The sequence below is a fragment of the Limnohabitans sp. Rim8 genome (genome assembly GCF_945869175.1).
Classification (GTDB): domain Bacteria; phylum Pseudomonadota; class Gammaproteobacteria; order Burkholderiales; family Burkholderiaceae_C; genus Limnohabitans_A.
Genome location: NZ_CAMBNZ010000075.1, coordinates 1 through 14,610, shown reverse-complemented (window position 1 = coordinate 14,610; position 14,610 = coordinate 1). Strand labels below are relative to the sequence as shown.

General features: G+C 59.0%; 17 protein-coding genes. 3 read left to right on the top strand and 14 right to left on the bottom strand.

Going from position 1 to position 14,610, the window contains the following annotated elements; all coding sequences use genetic code 11:
- Positions 1–930: DUF6537 domain-containing protein (locus Q0O19_RS11155; RefSeq protein ID WP_366939072.1), on the top strand; the 930-nt coding region annotated here is incomplete at its 5' end.
- Positions 931–1,017: 87 nt separating this feature from the next.
- Here the strand turns inward: Q0O19_RS11155 and minE are convergent.
- The 6 genes from minE to Q0O19_RS11125 all read right to left on the bottom strand — a co-directional run bounded on the left by minE (position 1,018) and on the right by Q0O19_RS11125 (position 4,455).
- Positions 1,018–1,278: a cell division topological specificity factor MinE gene (minE, locus tag Q0O19_RS11150; protein WP_108428041.1), complete on the bottom strand. Its 261-nt coding sequence runs from the start codon at positions 1,276–1,278 to the stop codon at positions 1,018–1,020.
- 3 nt (positions 1,279–1,281) lie between these two features.
- The gene (minD, locus tag Q0O19_RS11145; RefSeq protein ID WP_295522983.1) at positions 1,282–2,097 is read right to left on the bottom strand and encodes a septum site-determining protein MinD; all 816 of its coding nucleotides are present in this window, start codon (positions 2,095–2,097) and stop codon (positions 1,282–1,284) included.
- A 30-nt stretch (positions 2,098–2,127) separates the two neighbouring features.
- Positions 2,128–2,904: a septum site-determining protein MinC gene (minC, locus tag Q0O19_RS11140; RefSeq protein ID WP_295522981.1), complete on the bottom strand. Its 777-nt coding sequence runs from the start codon at positions 2,902–2,904 to the stop codon at positions 2,128–2,130.
- A gap of 285 nt (positions 2,905–3,189) precedes the next feature.
- Complete coding sequence (locus Q0O19_RS11135) at positions 3,190–3,399, bottom strand: DUF2788 domain-containing protein (RefSeq protein WP_295522979.1); 210 nt, start codon at positions 3,397–3,399, stop codon at positions 3,190–3,192.
- Positions 3,399–4,253, bottom strand: coding sequence for a DUF2189 domain-containing protein (locus Q0O19_RS11130; RefSeq protein WP_295522977.1), 855 nt, complete (start codon positions 4,251–4,253; stop codon positions 3,399–3,401). Before Q0O19_RS11130 ends, Q0O19_RS11135 begins: the two co-directional genes overlap by 1 nt.
- 4 nt (positions 4,254–4,257) lie before the next feature.
- On the bottom strand, positions 4,258–4,455 hold the full coding sequence (locus Q0O19_RS11125; RefSeq protein WP_295522976.1) for a heavy-metal-associated domain-containing protein: 198 nt from the start codon (positions 4,453–4,455) through the stop codon (positions 4,258–4,260).
- A gap of 65 nt (positions 4,456–4,520) precedes the next feature.
- On the opposite strand from Q0O19_RS11125, the gene Q0O19_RS11120 reads away from it, so the two are divergent.
- On the top strand, positions 4,521–6,728 hold the full coding sequence (locus Q0O19_RS11120) for a cation-translocating P-type ATPase (RefSeq protein WP_295522973.1): 2,208 nt from the start codon (positions 4,521–4,523) through the stop codon (positions 6,726–6,728).
- 9 nt (positions 6,729–6,737) lie between these two features.
- Here the strand turns inward: Q0O19_RS11120 and Q0O19_RS11115 are convergent, their stop codons facing one another.
- From Q0O19_RS11115 to Q0O19_RS11100, 4 genes are all read right to left on the bottom strand, one after another.
- Entirely contained in the window at positions 6,738–7,856 is a 1,119-nt protein-coding gene (locus Q0O19_RS11115) for an alkene reductase (RefSeq protein WP_295522971.1), read from the bottom strand.
- A gap of 41 nt (positions 7,857–7,897) precedes the next feature.
- Positions 7,898–8,683: a class II aldolase/adducin family protein gene (locus Q0O19_RS11110; RefSeq protein ID WP_295522969.1), complete on the bottom strand. Its 786-nt coding sequence runs from the start codon at positions 8,681–8,683 to the stop codon at positions 7,898–7,900.
- A 77-nt stretch (positions 8,684–8,760) separates the two neighbouring features.
- Positions 8,761–9,042 carry a YkgJ family cysteine cluster protein gene (locus tag Q0O19_RS11105; protein ID WP_295522987.1) on the bottom strand — a complete coding sequence of 94 codons (282 nt, stop codon included), beginning with the start codon at positions 9,040–9,042 and terminating at the stop codon, positions 8,761–8,763.
- 5 nt (positions 9,043–9,047) lie between these two features.
- The gene (locus Q0O19_RS11100; RefSeq protein WP_295522967.1) at positions 9,048–10,223 is read right to left on the bottom strand and encodes an MltA domain-containing protein; all 1,176 of its coding nucleotides are present in this window, start codon (positions 10,221–10,223) and stop codon (positions 9,048–9,050) included.
- Here Q0O19_RS11100 and Q0O19_RS11095 point away from each other — a divergent pair.
- On the top strand, positions 10,222–10,359 hold the full coding sequence (locus Q0O19_RS11095) for a hypothetical protein (RefSeq protein ID WP_295522965.1): 138 nt from the start codon (positions 10,222–10,224) through the stop codon (positions 10,357–10,359). The genes Q0O19_RS11100 and Q0O19_RS11095 overlap by 2 nt on opposite strands.
- 21 nt (positions 10,360–10,380) lie before the next feature.
- Here the strand turns inward: Q0O19_RS11095 and Q0O19_RS11090 are convergent, their stop codons facing one another.
- The 4 genes from Q0O19_RS11090 to Q0O19_RS11075 all read right to left on the bottom strand — a co-directional run.
- Positions 10,381–10,932 (bottom strand): C40 family peptidase, encoded by a 552-nt coding sequence (locus Q0O19_RS11090; RefSeq protein WP_295522963.1) that lies wholly within the window; start codon positions 10,930–10,932, stop codon positions 10,381–10,383.
- Positions 10,929–11,609, bottom strand: a complete 681-nt coding sequence (locus tag Q0O19_RS11085; protein WP_295522961.1) for a response regulator — start codon at positions 11,607–11,609, stop codon at positions 10,929–10,931. Before Q0O19_RS11085 ends, Q0O19_RS11090 begins: the two co-directional genes overlap by 4 nt.
- Before the next feature lie 9 nt (positions 11,610–11,618).
- The gene (locus Q0O19_RS11080) at positions 11,619–13,655 is read right to left on the bottom strand and encodes a sensor histidine kinase (protein ID WP_295522985.1); all 2,037 of its coding nucleotides are present in this window, start codon (positions 13,653–13,655) and stop codon (positions 11,619–11,621) included.
- Between the two features lie 32 nt (positions 13,656–13,687).
- The coding region (locus tag Q0O19_RS11075) for an AsmA-like C-terminal region-containing protein (RefSeq protein ID WP_295522959.1) at positions 13,688–14,610 on the bottom strand (923 nt) is incomplete at its 5' end.

Below are 14,610 nucleotides of genomic sequence, written 5' to 3'. Positions count from 1 at the left end.
CCGGCCGAGCAGTGCTTGGCCGAAATTTCAACCCAGGTCGGTGTGCAAGCCGTGGGCGCTTTTGATGCCGATCTGTTGGCCAAACAACTCATGGGCGACACGATTTATGTGAACCCAATGATCTTGGGCTACGCCTGGCAAAAAGGTTGGGTGCCTTTACGCCGAGAGTCTTTACTGCGGGCCATTGAGCTCAACGAGGTCCAAATCAAAAACAACCTGGCCGCATTTGAGTGGGGCCGCCATGCCGCACACCAATTGGACGTCCTGATGGCCCAGTTGCAACCGGCGCAAGTGATCCAGTTCAAAAAACGCGACCAACTGGCAGACCTGATTGCAGACCGAACTGCCCGTTTGACAGATTACCAAGACAGCACCTATGCCCAGCTTTACCAAAGCATCGTGGCCCGGGTGCAAGCCACCGAAGCACCCTTGAGCAAAACCCTTTTGAGTGAAACCGTGGCGCGACAATTGTTCCGCTTGATGGCCTACAAAGACGAATACGAGGTGGCCCGACTGCACACCCAAACTGGTTTCATGGACCGCATCCACAACAGTTTTGATGGCGATTTCAAGGTGCACTACCACTTGGCGCCACCACTTTGGGCCAAACGCGACAGCCAAGGTGCATTGGTCAAACGAAAGTTCGGCCCATGGATGCTGACAGGCTTCAAAATTTTGGCCAAACTCAAAGGCCTGCGTGGCACCAAACTGGACTATTTTGGCCAAACCGAAGAACGCCAAACAGAACGCGCTTTGATCCGAGAGTACATGGCGCTCATCGATGGTGTGCTGGAAAACCTGACCACCGATTCCCATGCCCATGCGGTCAGTGTGGCGCGTGTGCCTGAAAACATCAAAGGCTTTGGCCACGTCAAAGAACGCAACATCCGCGCTGCCCGTGCTTTGTGGGCCACACTGCGCGCACAGTGACGCAAGGGTCACCATAAAAAAAACCACCGCCTTTTTCAAGGCGGTGGTTCATTGGAAATCAAGCCGTCAAATCAGGCCGTCAATGGATCAGCGAGCGTCGGGCAGTTCGATTTTGACTTCGAGGACTTCCAGGTTGTCTTGACGTTCCAGATTGACTTTGATGTCTTCAGGGTTGATCTTGATGTATTTGCTGATCACCGCCACCAATTCACGCTGCAAATCCGGCAAGTAATCGGGCTCAGCGGCATTGCGCCCACTGCGCTCGTGCGCGAGGATGATTTGCAGGCGCTCTTTGGCCACACTGGCGGTTTTCTTCTTTTCGCCCAGGAGGAAGGAAAGAAACGACATGGTTCACTTGCCTCCAAACAAACGTTTGAAGAAACCGGGTTTCTCCGCTTCAATGAAACGCATGGGTTTGTCTTCGCCCAAAAATCGGTCGATCACGTCTTTGTAGGCTTCCGAGACATCGCTGTTGGCCATGTGGATGGCCGGTGTGCCCTGGTTAGACGCCTGCAAAACGTTTTCGCTTTCGGGGATCACACCCAGCAGTTTGATGCGCAGAATGTCCTGGATGTCTTGAAGCGACAGCATTTGACCCTCTTCCACCCGATTGGGGTTGTAGCGGGTGATCAAGAGGTGCTCTTTGATCGGGTCTGAGCCTTCAATGGCGCGTTTGGTTTTGCTGCCCAACATGCCCAAAATGCGGTCTGAATCGCGCACAGAAGACACTTCAGGGTTGGTCACGACCAGTGCCTCGTCGGCAAAATGCATGGCCATCAACGCGCCGGTTTCGATGCCCGCAGGCGAGTCGCAAACGATGTACTCGAAACCCATACCGCTCAGGTCGTTCAACACCTTTTCAACACCTTCTTGAGACAAGGCATCTTTGTCACGGGTTTGCGAAGCCGCCAGCACAAACAGGTTGTCGCATTGCTTGTCTTTGATGAGGGCTTGGTTCAGGTTGGCTTCGCCTTGGATCACATTGATCAGGTCGTACACCACACGGCGTTCACAGCCCATGATCAGGTCCAGATTGCGCAGACCGACATCAAAGTCGATGACAGCGGTTTTGAAACCCCTGAGGGCCAGGCCGGTGGCGAAACTGGCACTGGTCGTGGTTTTGCCCACGCCGCCTTTGCCAGAGGTCACAACAACGATTTTTGCCATGGAAAAACTTTCTTGGACTCGATTAAAAAATTAGGACTTCACGGCTGTGATCAGCAATTTGTCCCCATCGGGGCCCGATTGCAAACACACCTGAGCCACTTGGCCCAACACATCTTGGGGTAAAGCATTTTCGCTGGTGCGGTAAACACCGGCGATGGAAATCAATTCGGGCTCCATCACTTGGGCAAAGATCTGGGCTTGTGTGTTGCCCCTTGCACCGGCAATGGCTTTGCCGCGCAATGCACCATAAACATGGATATGCCCGTCGGCAATCACTTCAGCACCTGCATTGACCATGGCCAACACGATCAAATCACGCCCTTTCGCATACACCTGCTGGCCCGAGCGCAACGGCTTGTCAATGACCATGGCCCCTAAAGATGCAGGCGATGGAGTCGCTTGTATGAACTCCAAAGGTGCAGGGGCTGTCGGCGGTGCCGATGGCCCCTCAACAGCCACAGAACGGCGAATGCGTGCATCTGAAGCGTCCACCAAGCCCAGACCCTTGGCTTGCAACAAAAGTGCTTCATGGGCCCCTTTGATGGCCAGGGGCACCAATTGGTGTTCACGCAAAACACCCATGAGTGTGGCGAGATCCAATGTTTGGTCAGGTTCAAGCCCCAAAGCACTCACATCCACGACCACAGGATCTTGGTCAAAAAAACCAGGTGTTTCGGCCATTTGCTGCTTCAAGGCCAAAGAAACCGCCTCAACGTCGGTGGTTTTGAGCAGCAAAGCCACCAATGAAAGGTCAGCGCTTTTGATGTCGTAACAGGGTTGAGAAGGGTCTTCTGAAACGATCGCCATGGTGCAGTCTGGGATGGAAAGATGCAAATCTTAACAGCGCACTTCTTTTTTGTTATCTCTCTATACTTTTATATCTTTAAATAGTCGTAGTAGTAAGCAGGTCCCAAATCTGTGCACAAGTCATTTTTATTGAGCATTGACATAGACTTATCTGGTTTTCAAAGGTGTGTGTGAGTCTGATTTTCTGCTGTCACGCCAAAATGAACAACTTGCGAAGAACAGACTAAGCTGTGGACAACTTGGATATTCCATGGTTTTTATCCACAGTTTTATCCCAATCAAGGATCAGCCATCGATCAGCCATTGAATGACCCCTTTGGCCACAAAGCCCAGCATGCCAAAAGCCAGTCCTAAAAAAATAACAAATGTGCCAAATTTACCTGCTTTGGATTCCCATGCCAATTGAGCAATGATGAACAGCATGTACAGCATGAAGGACCCGACGCCAACGGTCAGGCCAAACCAGGCAAATTGCGCTTCGCTGAAACCGAACATCAACACTCACCTTGCTCTGTGAGGCGCTCAGTGATTTCAGACACATCGACCATCTGGCGGTAGGCATGCCAGCTGCCATGGCCCAGCATCGGGACAATGAAAACCAGACCGATGAACAAGGACCCCATTCCCAACAAGCTGAAACCCATGATCAGGAACGCCCACAAGGTCATCTGAAAAGGATGGGTCAGCACAGCTTTCCAACTGGTGAGTACCGCTTGCAGCACGGTCACCTGGCTGTCCAGCAGCATGGGCATGGCAATGACACTCGAAGCGAACACGGGCACGGCCATCATGGCACCCACGCCCATCCAGATTTCAAACAAGTGGCCTTGTTTGGCCAAGACCACGTGTCGAATGAAATCCATGGGTGTGTGGATCGGTGTGGGCGACAGCAAGGTGATCAATGCGGCCGAAGTGACCACCCAAGCTGTGGCCGCAAGACCGAGCAACACACCAAACCGGATCAGGCTCCAGTAACCGTCAGGATCATGCCGCCACCGCATTTGCCATTGTGTCCAGGTGTGAATCAAAAGTTGGCAGTCCACCTTTTCACCCCGTTCCATGGCCCGGCTCATGGCGTACAAACTGGTGGCCAAAACAGGTGCCACCACCATGAAGCCAGACAATGCGCCGACCAGCAACCAAAAGCGATCGTGTGCCACCCAAGTGATGACGCCGCCAAAAAGGGCCAACACCCAACCATGCAACATGCTCAGCAGGGGTGCGCGCGCCAGGTCTTTGAAACCCAAAGCCAGCCAATGCAGGGGCTGGTCTTTCATCAAGGGCAAGATGGGCGGCAAATACACCCCAGAGCTTGGCCGATCTGGTGGCGTTGGAGGGGTTTCAGACATGGAGTCAGTGAGCGACGCAGTAGCCTTCTTCTGCAATGGCCTGGGCCAAAGCGTCACGGTTTTTTTCGGATGTCACTAGCACACTGTTTTGAGGGCGATCGATCAGCACCTTAGCCTGCGCATCCAAAGCCAGCACGGCTTGGGTCACCGCTTTCTCGCAATGTCCGCAAGTTATGCCTTCAACGGTGAAAAGATGGTTCATGATGCACGCTCTCCGATGACATGTATGGGGCTTGTCAAAGCATAGACCAAAAAGGACTTCATGCCATGACACAGATCAAGACCGAATCAGCGGCGACTTACGACATCGGCATCGGTGGGATGACCTGTGCATCGTGTGTGGCGCGGGTCGAAAAAGCCCTGAAAAAAACGCCAGGCGTCCTCAGCGCCACTGTCAACTTGGCCACCGAATCGGCCCGCATCGAAATGGACACAGCAGAAGTGACCGATGCACGTTTGCGCCGTGTTGTGCGTGATGCAGGTTACGAGCCTCGCACACCCGAAGCACAAGCCGAGATTGGATCCGCTTCACCGTGGGCAGGGTTCATGCCGATCGGTTGGGGTCTGTTGCTCACCTTGCCGCTGGTTTTGCCCATGGTGGCGCAGCTGTGGGGACAGCACTGGATGCTGTCAGCCTGGTGGCAGTTTGTGCTGGCCACACCGGTGCAGTTTGTATTGGGTGCCCGTTTTTACAAGGCCGGTTGGCACGCCCTGAAAGCATGGACGGGCAACATGGATTTGCTGGTGTCTTTGGGCACCACGGCCGGCTGGGCCCTGTCGGTTTGGCTGTGGCTCACGGCGCCTGAAGGGCACACGCCGCACCTGTACTTTGAAGGCTCGGCCGTGGTCATCACCTTGGTCTTGCTGGGCAAATGGTTGGAAACGCGGGCCAAACGCCAGACCACCGAGGCCATCCGCGCCTTGCATGCTTTGCGTCCTGACAAAGCGCACTGGTTGGGCAAAGACGGTGAGGTCGATGTGCCCGTGGACGAGATCTTGGAGGGCGACCGGATCGTGGTGCGGCCTGGGGAGCGTTTTCCGCTGGATGGTGAACTGGTCGAGGGGCAAACCCAAGTGGATGAATCCATGTTGACTGGGGAGCCTTTGCCCGTGACCAAAGCATTGGGAGCGGCCTTGACCGGGGGATCGATCAATGGCGATGGGCGTGTCCTGATGCGTGTCACCGCCGTAGGCCATGAAACGGTCCTCGCGCACATCATTCGCTTGGTCGAAGACGCGCAAGCGGCCAAAGCGCCGATACAGCGGTTGGTGGATAAAGTGGCCGAAGTCTTTGTGCCCGTGGTGGTGTTCATCGCCTTGTTGACGCTGGCCGCCTGGATGGTGATGGGGACCAATTTTGAGACGGCGCTCGTCCACGCGGTGGCCGTGCTCGTCATCGCTTGTCCATGCGCCCTGGGGCTGGCCACGCCTGTGGCCATCATGGCAGGCACGGGTGTGGCGGCCAAGCACGGCATTTTGATCAAGGATGTGCAGGCCCTGGAAGTGGCCCACCGCGTACAAACCGTGGCCTTTGACAAAACCGGCACGCTCACCGCAGGGCAGCCGCGCTTGATGGCCCATGTGCCTGCACCTGGACAAGATGCGCAAATTGTTTTGGCACTTGCCGCACGCGTGCAAAGTGGCAGTGAACACCCCTTGGCGCGCGCTGTGGTGCGTGCGGCCCAAGCGCAAGGGCTTGCAGGCCCCAGTGCGCAAAAGTTGACCGCGGTGCCCGGCAAGGGCGTGTTGGCCACGGTGGAGGGCCGACAACTTTTGCTGGGCAGTTTGCGCTGGCTGCAGCATGAGGGTTTGGACATCGGCGTTTGGCAGTCAGACATTGACGCCTTGCGCTCGCAAGGCGTCAGTTTGTCGGCCTTGGCCGAGCACACCGACGCAGGCTTGCACGCCTTGGTGTTGCTGGGCTTTGGCGACGAGCCCAAAGTGGGCGCTGCACAAGCCTTGAGCGCGCTGCGCGAGCGCGGTCTGAAGCTGGTGATGATTTCGGGCGACAACCAAGCTGCCGCCGAAGCCATGGCACGCCGCTTGGGCTTGCGCCCTGAAGCGGGAGAGGTGCTGGCCGATGTATTGCCTGGCGACAAGTCGGCGCAGGTGCAACAACTGCGCGCCAACGGCCAAGTGGTGGCCATGGTGGGCGACGGGGTGAACGATGCACCCGCCTTGGCCGCTGCCGATGTGGGCATGGCCATGGGCAATGGCACCGATGTGGCCATGCACGCGGCAGGCATCACCCTCATGCGTGGCGATGTGGGCTTGGTGGGCGCCGCGCTCGACATTTCGGCACGCACCGTGGCCAAGATCCGGCAAAACCTGTTTTGGGCCTTTGCCTACAACGTGGCGGGCATCCCTTTGGCCGCCTTGGGTTACCTCAACCCCATGATGGCGGGCGCAGCCATGGCACTCAGCTCGGTGAGCGTCATGGCCAACGCCCTTTTGCTCAAGCGCTGGAAGCCTTGAGCAGAGGCATCAAGAAAGGCTCGGGTAGTCGGTGTAGCCTGCGTCACCGCCACCGTAAAACGTCTTGCGGTCTGGGGTGTTGAAGGGGCCGTTTTGGCGCAGTCTCTGCCCCAAGTCGGGGTTGGCGATGAACGACTTGCCAAAGGCCACCAAATCAGCGCCGCCAGCCAAGGCTTGATTCGACAATGCCAAGTCGTAGCCGTTGTTCACCATCCAGGCACCTTGTCCATTGGCCGCTTTGTAGGCGTGCTGGAGTGCGGCGTAGTCAAAAGCAGCGGGGCCTTGTTGGTGATCGCGAGGACCTCCGGTGGCGCCTTCAATCACATGCACATAGGCCAGGGCCAAGGGGCCCAACAAACGCACCACATGTTCAAACAAGGGTTGGGGCAGGCCATCGTTGGCATCGTTGGCGGGTGTCACCGGAGACAAGCGGATGCCTGTGCGGTTGCCGCCTATTTCGGCCACCACGGCCGCCATGACTTCTTGTAAAAAACGGGCGCGGTTCTCAATGGAGCCGCCATACGCGTCGGTGCGGTGGTTGCTGTCAGCGCGTAAAAACTGGTCGATCAGGTAACCATTGGCGGCATGCACTTCTACGCCATCAAAGCCTGCATCGATGGCGTTGACAGCGGCGCGCCGGTAGTCTTCCACGATGCCGGGCAATTCGGAGATGTCCAGCGCCCGGGGGGCCGATGTGTCGACAAATTGGGCTTGCCCGTCGATCAGCAACACCGTTTTGGTTTTGGCCGTGAGGGCCGAAGGCGCCACGGGTGCTGCCCCACCGGGTTGCAAACTGGTGTGCGAGACGCGGCCCACATGCCACAGTTGCACCACGATCTTGCCCCCTTCGGCATGCACAGCATCGGTCACTTGTTTCCAAGAGGCCACTTGCGCGGCGCTCCAGATCCCGGGCACATCGGCGTAGCCTTGACCTTGGTGGCTGATGGCTGTGGCTTCTGTGATGATGAGGCCCGCACCCGTGGCCGGGTTGGCCCGTTGCCGGTAATAAGTGGCCATGCGCGCATTGGCCAAGCCGCCGGGAGCGCGGTTGCGTGTGAGGGGGGCCATCACGATGCGTGAGGCCAGGTGCAGGGCACCTGCTTGGCAGGGTTCAAACAAAGAGGTCATGGGGTCGCTTCAAAGGTGTCGGGGGTGTGCGTGCAAGGGGTTTACAGGGCGTAATCGGGGTTTTCGCGTTGCAGCTTGCGCAGGAGTGAAGGCCACACAAAAGCGCCGCCTAAACCGCCCGTTTGCACCCGCATGGCATGGGCCACGCCGTCCAGAATTTGGGGGTTCACGGCCGTCAGGTCTGCAGCGCCAGACTGTCCTGCCAGCGCATCCACTTGTATTCGGCAGGTGTTCTCAAAGGTGTACATCGACAAGAACGCATCGGCAATCGTTTTGCCCACCGTGAGCAAACCGTGGTTGCGCAGCATCAGGAAATTGGCCTCGCCCAAATGGGCTTGCAAGCGCAGCTTTTCTTCGTCGCGGATCGCCACGCCCTCATAGCCATGGTAGGCCAGTGAGGCCAACACGAAGGTGCTTTGCTGGCTGATGGGCAGCACGCCGTGGGCTTGTGCGCTCACCGCCACCCCAGCACGCGTGTGGGTGTGCAGCACGCAGCCGGCATCGGGCCGGACCTCGTGAACCGCGCTGTGGATCACAAAGCCCGCCGGGTTGACGGGGAAGGGGCTGTCGTGCAGTTTGTTGCACTGCATGTCCACTTTCACGAGGCTTGACGCCGTGATCTCGTCGAACATCAGGCCGTAGGGGTTGATCAAAAATTGGTGGTCTTCGCCCGCCACCGAAGCGGGCAGTTTGGCGCTGATGTGGGTGAACACCAAGTCGCTCCAGCCGTACAGCGCGACCAGCCGGTAACACGCCGCCAAATCCAGCCGCAGCTGCCATTCGTCGGGGTGAACGCTGTCTTTCAAAGAGGGGATTTCAAACGCCATGGCCGTGCTCCGGAGGTCAGAAAAAGGTTTCAGATTAGCCGATGGCGGGCTGGATGGATGACGTGTTGGTGACTGGCTCAGTGTGGGCCACCTGGCCGCGTGAGGTCTTCAAGTCGCGCCAGGTAAATCCGTGCATGCACGCCGCCATCCGTCACAGCCCCACACATCTCCACCGAAGCTTGCAATTGCCCGCACACCGCAGGCCGTTCAGGCTGTCCAAAAATCTTGCAGCGCAGTTGCTCGTCGAGTTGCACACAAGGCACACCCGCGGGTTTGCCTTGGGGCATGCCGGGGATGGGCGAGGAGATGGAGGGGGCAGTGCAGCAAGCGGCGCAGCCGGGGCGACAAGCCAAATGCATGCGGCTCATCGCGGCCACAAGGCCCACAGCTGCAAAGGCTGTTTCACGCGACCGGCCCATTCGCCTGCTTCGGCGCCAGAGCCTGCGTAATAGTCGGCCCTGACCGCCCCCACGATCGCCGTGCCCGTGTCTTGGGCCAACACCAAGCGGTCCAAGCTGGTTTGAGGTCCTTCTGATTTCAGCCAAACCGGTGTGCCGTAAGGAATGCTGCCCCGGTCGACGGCGATGGAGCGACCTGCGGTGAGGGGCACGCCTTGCGCGCCTTTGGGTCCCGGGGGCACCACACCCACAGGCAGCGCTTCTTCCTTGAAGAACACCACACGCGGGTTTTGCCACAGCAACTCCTTGACGCGCGAAGGGTTTTTGTCAATCCAGGCCTTGATGCCCGGCCAAGAGGCGTCGCGGATCAGTTGTTGGTCGAGCAACCAGCGGCCGATGCTTTTGTAGGGTTGGTCGTTGGTGCCCGCAAAGGCCAGGCGCACCAAACGTTGGCGGCCATCGGGCTCGGTCACGTTGATCAGGCCTGAGCCTTGGATGTGCAGCACCATGGCATCGACCGGGTCGGCCAGGTAAACCAGCTCTTTGCCGCGCAACGCGGCGCGGGCGGCGGGCAGTGTCTCTATTTCTTGTCGGGTGTACCAAGGTTTGCGGGTATGGATCTGGGCGGGCAGACCATACAGTGGCACATTGAAACCCGCACGGGCTTGGCGTTGGGCATTCAGCACAGGCTCGTAATAGGCGGTCAACAAGCCCTTGTCCCCGGGCATCGAGGATTCCACCCGATAGGCCTGCAGCTTTTGCCGAATCCATTGCCTCTGAAGAGGCGCGGTGGCGCTGGTCAGTTGCCGAATCTCGGGGCACAGTGCGGCCCATGCCGGGCTTGGGCGCGTGCAGCTTTGCAGCCAAGCGGGCCAAGCGTCCTGCACGGCATCGGTGTCCAAGCCCGGCAAGTCGGACCAAGGCACCGGGACCCACCGGCTTTTGGCTTGTGTGATGACCGGCAGCAACGGGTCGGGTGCCATGTGGGGGGCAGCAATCACAGGGGCGGTGGTAGATGACCGTGGCGGTTCGGGCTCATCCACCACAGGGGGGGCCGAGCAGGCCACGAGGCTGCCTACAATCACGGCGATCAGACCGCCAAAGACCGTCTGGCGGCCACCCCAATATGGAAACTTGTTCATGACGCTTATTTTGCTGGAAGCCTTGCTGGCCTTGCTGCTGTTCGTCGTGATCGTGTGGTGGACCATGTTTTCAGGGCGAAAGAATGGCGAGTTGCCCCCAGCAGAACCCCAAGACCCCGACGACAAAGCGCCCTGAGCTTGGCACTTGGGTGCCCCATCAGTCGAGCAGTGTGCCTGCACCTTCGAACCGTTGGGCGTAGTAACGGTTGCTCAACTGGTCGACCCGCACGCCCGTGCGGGGGTTGCTGGCGTGCACAAAACGGCCCTCGCCCACATAAATGCCCACATGCGAATGGCGTGCGCCCAAGGTGTTGAAAAACACCAGGTCGCCAGGTTGGATGCGCGAGCGGTCGACCGGGCGGGTTTTTTGGCCCAAATCGGCCGAGCTGCCGCGCACAGGCAAACCGGCCGCTTCGCGGTAAACATGCGACACCAGTCCTGAGCAGTCAAACCCCGTGGCAGGGCCACGACCGCCCCAGCTGTAGGGCGTGTCCAGCAAAGACAGGGCGAACAAAGCCAAGTCGTTGCGTTTGGGGTGGTAGGTGCTGTCGCTTTCAGCCGATTTTTGCTGGGGCGTGCCGTCGCTTTGCATGGGGGTGGACGAGCAGCCGGTCAGCAGCAGAGCCACCATCAGCAGCAAGCCTGCGGGTTGTGCAAAAGCGCTGGGCGTGCAACCCACACGCGCCCAAGGCGTCAAGGGCTTGTTCATGTCACGGTCCGCATGAGGTTGGCCAACTCGACGGCCGACTTGACTTCCATTTTGTCGAACACGCGAGAACGGTGAACTTCGACGGTGCGCACGCTGATGTCCAGTTGGTCCGCAATCAGCTTATTGGGCAAACCCTCGACCACCAAGCGCATCACATCGCGTTCACGATCGGTCAATTCGCCCAGGCGCGACTGCAAAAACGCTTGCTGCGTGCGCGCTTTCAGGCGCTCTTGGGACAGCTGAAGGGCCTGTTCCACCCGGTCAACGAGGGCATTGTCAGAAAACGGTTTTTCACAAAAATCAAAAGCGCCCCGTTTGACACTGTCCACCGCCGTGGGCACATCGGCATGGCCGGTCAAAAAAATCACCGGCCAAGTTTGGGCAATGCCACTGGCTTGCAGGTGTTCAAACAGCGCCAACCCGCTCATGCCGGGCATGCGCACATCCAGCAAGATGCAGCCGGCTTGCCGGGGCAAGGTCATGCCCGTCGGCACTGTTGAAGCATGGCCGGCAGGCCCTTCGCCTTGCAAGGTGGTTTGCAGCATGTCCCAAAAAGCTTCGGCGCTGTCATAAGACTCGCTCAACAAACGCCGCGTGCGCAACAACCAAGCCATGCCTTCGCGCACGCCGATGTCGTCGTCCACGATGTAGACCATGCTGTCAAAAGGGAGTTGCATGGGGCGATTTTAGGTGGTGGCCACAGGCAGGGTGAAGCGAAACACCGTGCCTTTGGGGGCTTGTGCTTCAAACTCCAGTTGGCCGCCATGCTGCTCGACCACGGTGCGGCACAGGCTCAGGCCCAGCCCCATGCCTTCGGCTTTGGTGGTGAAGAAGGGGTTAAACAGTTGCGCCGCCACCTCGGGCTCAATGCCTGCGCCCACATCGGACACGGTGAATTCAACACCGGCATCTTCGGCCTGGGGCGTGGCCCGTTGCACCTGCAAGACCAGCACACGCTCGCGGCATTGGGGCACATCCATGGCCTGCATGCCGTTGCGTGCCAGGTTGAGCAAGACCTGCTCGACCATGGTGCGGTCACACCAAACGGGCGGCAAGTGGGCTGCAACCCGCATGTGCACCCGCACCTGCAGCTTGCGGGCTTGCAGGTTCACCAGGGGGGCGATGGCATCCAGCAAGGCTTGGGGTTTCACCGGCTCGCGGCTTTGGTCGCGTCTTCGCACAAAGTCGTGCACGCTGTTGATGACCCGTCCGGCCCTTTCGGCTTGTTCGGCAATGCGCCGCAGGGCCATGTGCACATCGTCCAAGGTTTGGGGCTCGGCTTGCGGGTCTTGGAGCAGGTTGAGCGAGCCATTGGCGTAGCTGGCGATGGCCGCCAGGGGCTGGTTCAGCTCGTGGCTGAGCAAAGAGGCCATTTCGCCCACCGTGGCCAAGCGGGCGGTCGCTTGCAGCCGCTCCTGACTGGCACGGGAGACTTCTTCGATGCGGCGCTGTTCGCTGATGTCGATCACCGCCCCCATCCAGCCGGTTTGCTCACCTTGCACGCTGATCAGCGGTGCTTCGATGATCAGTACGGGGAAACGCTCGCCGTCTTGCCGCATGAACACCGATTCAAAGCCTTCTCGTGGCGGCACGTTTCCAGCCATGCGGATCGCCTGGCGTTGCTGGTATTCGTCCACCATCTCGGGTGGCCAATAGGGCATGGGGGCATTTTTCCCGATGAGCGCTTCGGCCTCCCAACCGACCATCTGGCAAAACGCCGGATTGACATAGGTGATGCAGCCTTGCAGGTCGCGGGCACGAAGACCGGTGACCAGCGAGTCTTCCATGGCTTTGCGAAAAGCCAAGGCCTCGGCCAGCTCGCGTTCGGCTTTTTGCCGCCGGCGTGCATCTTTGGTGAGCAACACCATCACCGTGATGAGTGCCATCGACATGCCGGTGACCAAGGCGGTCAGCACATTCGGAAACAAGTCGGGCGCGCCGCGGCGGCCGTCCATGCGCAACAACAAGGTGTTGCCCGGCAGGTCCACCAGTTGCTGGCTGGTGAAGACCCGTTGTTCGCGGCGTTGGGTGCCGGCGATCGCCAGCCGTGTGCCGTCCGGCTCGGTGAAAGACATCTCGTTCTGGCGTCCGAAAGTGGGGCCCAGGCGTTCGTTCAGCAGTTCTTGCAGGCTGTACGTCACCACGATGAAGCCCATGAATGTGCCGGATTGTGTCACCGGCATGCACAGCTCCATCACCTCCATGCCCAGGCCATCGTTTTGAGGTAAATAATAGGTGCTGGAGTAGGTGGGGCTGTTCAGGCGTTTGGCCCGTTGGCAAGCCTGGTTGGCTTCGTTCAGCATCTCCCAACGAGCAATGCGCTCGAATGCTGGCGAACGCAAAGGTGAATCTGCAAAGGCTTGCAATTCCCAGCTGCTGTCGCGCCATTCCACACGCAACCAGTCGCGGTTTTCTCGCAGCAATTCGAGCGCTTTGGGCTGCCAGTCAGCGGGTAAAAAATGACCCGATTGCAGCGCTTGCAAGGCCTGCACTTGGCGTGACAGGCTGCCCCGCAAGTCGCCGACCGCGTTGGCGGTGTCGCGCTCCAATTCGGCCTGCACCTGGCCGGCTTCGTAACGTCCGGCGAGCCATACCAAGGTGACCAAAACCGCCAGCACCAGGGCAATCAGCGCGGTCCACAGTGAGCGTCGGCTCGACCCCCAGGGCAAAGACTCGTCGAGTTTGTGGCGCAGTTGCTTGAGCCATGGCCGCCAGTGGGCCATCAGGCGGGATGCGCCAAGCGCCGTCATCGGCTTCAAGGGGCTTGACCCGCAGGAGATGCTTTCGCATCGCTGTTGACTTTGGTGACCCGAGGCTCAGCCCAGCTGCCATCGATCAGGAATTCCTGGGTGTTGACTTGGATCAAGGGCTTTTGCAAAAACAGTTGCGCCAAAAAAGCCGTGAGGCCCACGACGGGGTTGACCGCAATGCCGGCGACCAATGAGGCCGTGCCGGCATCCAGGGATGGCAAGATCACGGCCCTTAATTTTTGGGTTTCTTGGGCAATATCGGCCGAGCCGTCAAGTTGCACCAGGGCATTGACCCCTTTGATTTGCAGGTTCCGAGTCTGGGCAATGCCTTGTGTGATGGTGACATCCCCGCGGACCGAATCAAATGCAAAACCGTCGTAGAAGACATCGCGAAAATCCAGCAACAAGCGGCGAGGCAATGCCTGCAAGCTCAAAACACCGAGTAACTTGGCTACGCCGGCATCGGCTTTCAGGAATTGGCCGCGCCCCATGGTGATGCCGAATTGCCCAGACAGGCTGGGGTAATGCAAAGCCAATGGTGAACCTTGCCAGGACACCAGGCCTTCCATTTGGCCAGAGCCGCCGCGCAAAGCATCGGGTGTCCCCAGCCGGGTTAACAGGGCCCCGGCGTCAGAGACTTCCAATTTGAAATTCATTTCGGTTTTGCGCTGTGCGCTGCCTTCGGCGGTCTTGAACCAGCGTCCGGTGCTGCGCAGCTGGGCCTCGGGCAAGGTGATGTTGAGTTTGCTCAGCTGCCATTCGGCCGCAGCTTTAGCGCGTGCGCGAGGGGGGTCGGTGTTCAGGGCCTCGATCTCGACGCGACCGAATTTTTTACCCCTCAACTCCAGTTGCTCCACGACGATGTCCAGCGCCGGCAAATTGATGGGCGGTGTATCGAGCAGGCCTTCGACGTCAGATACGCTGGAGG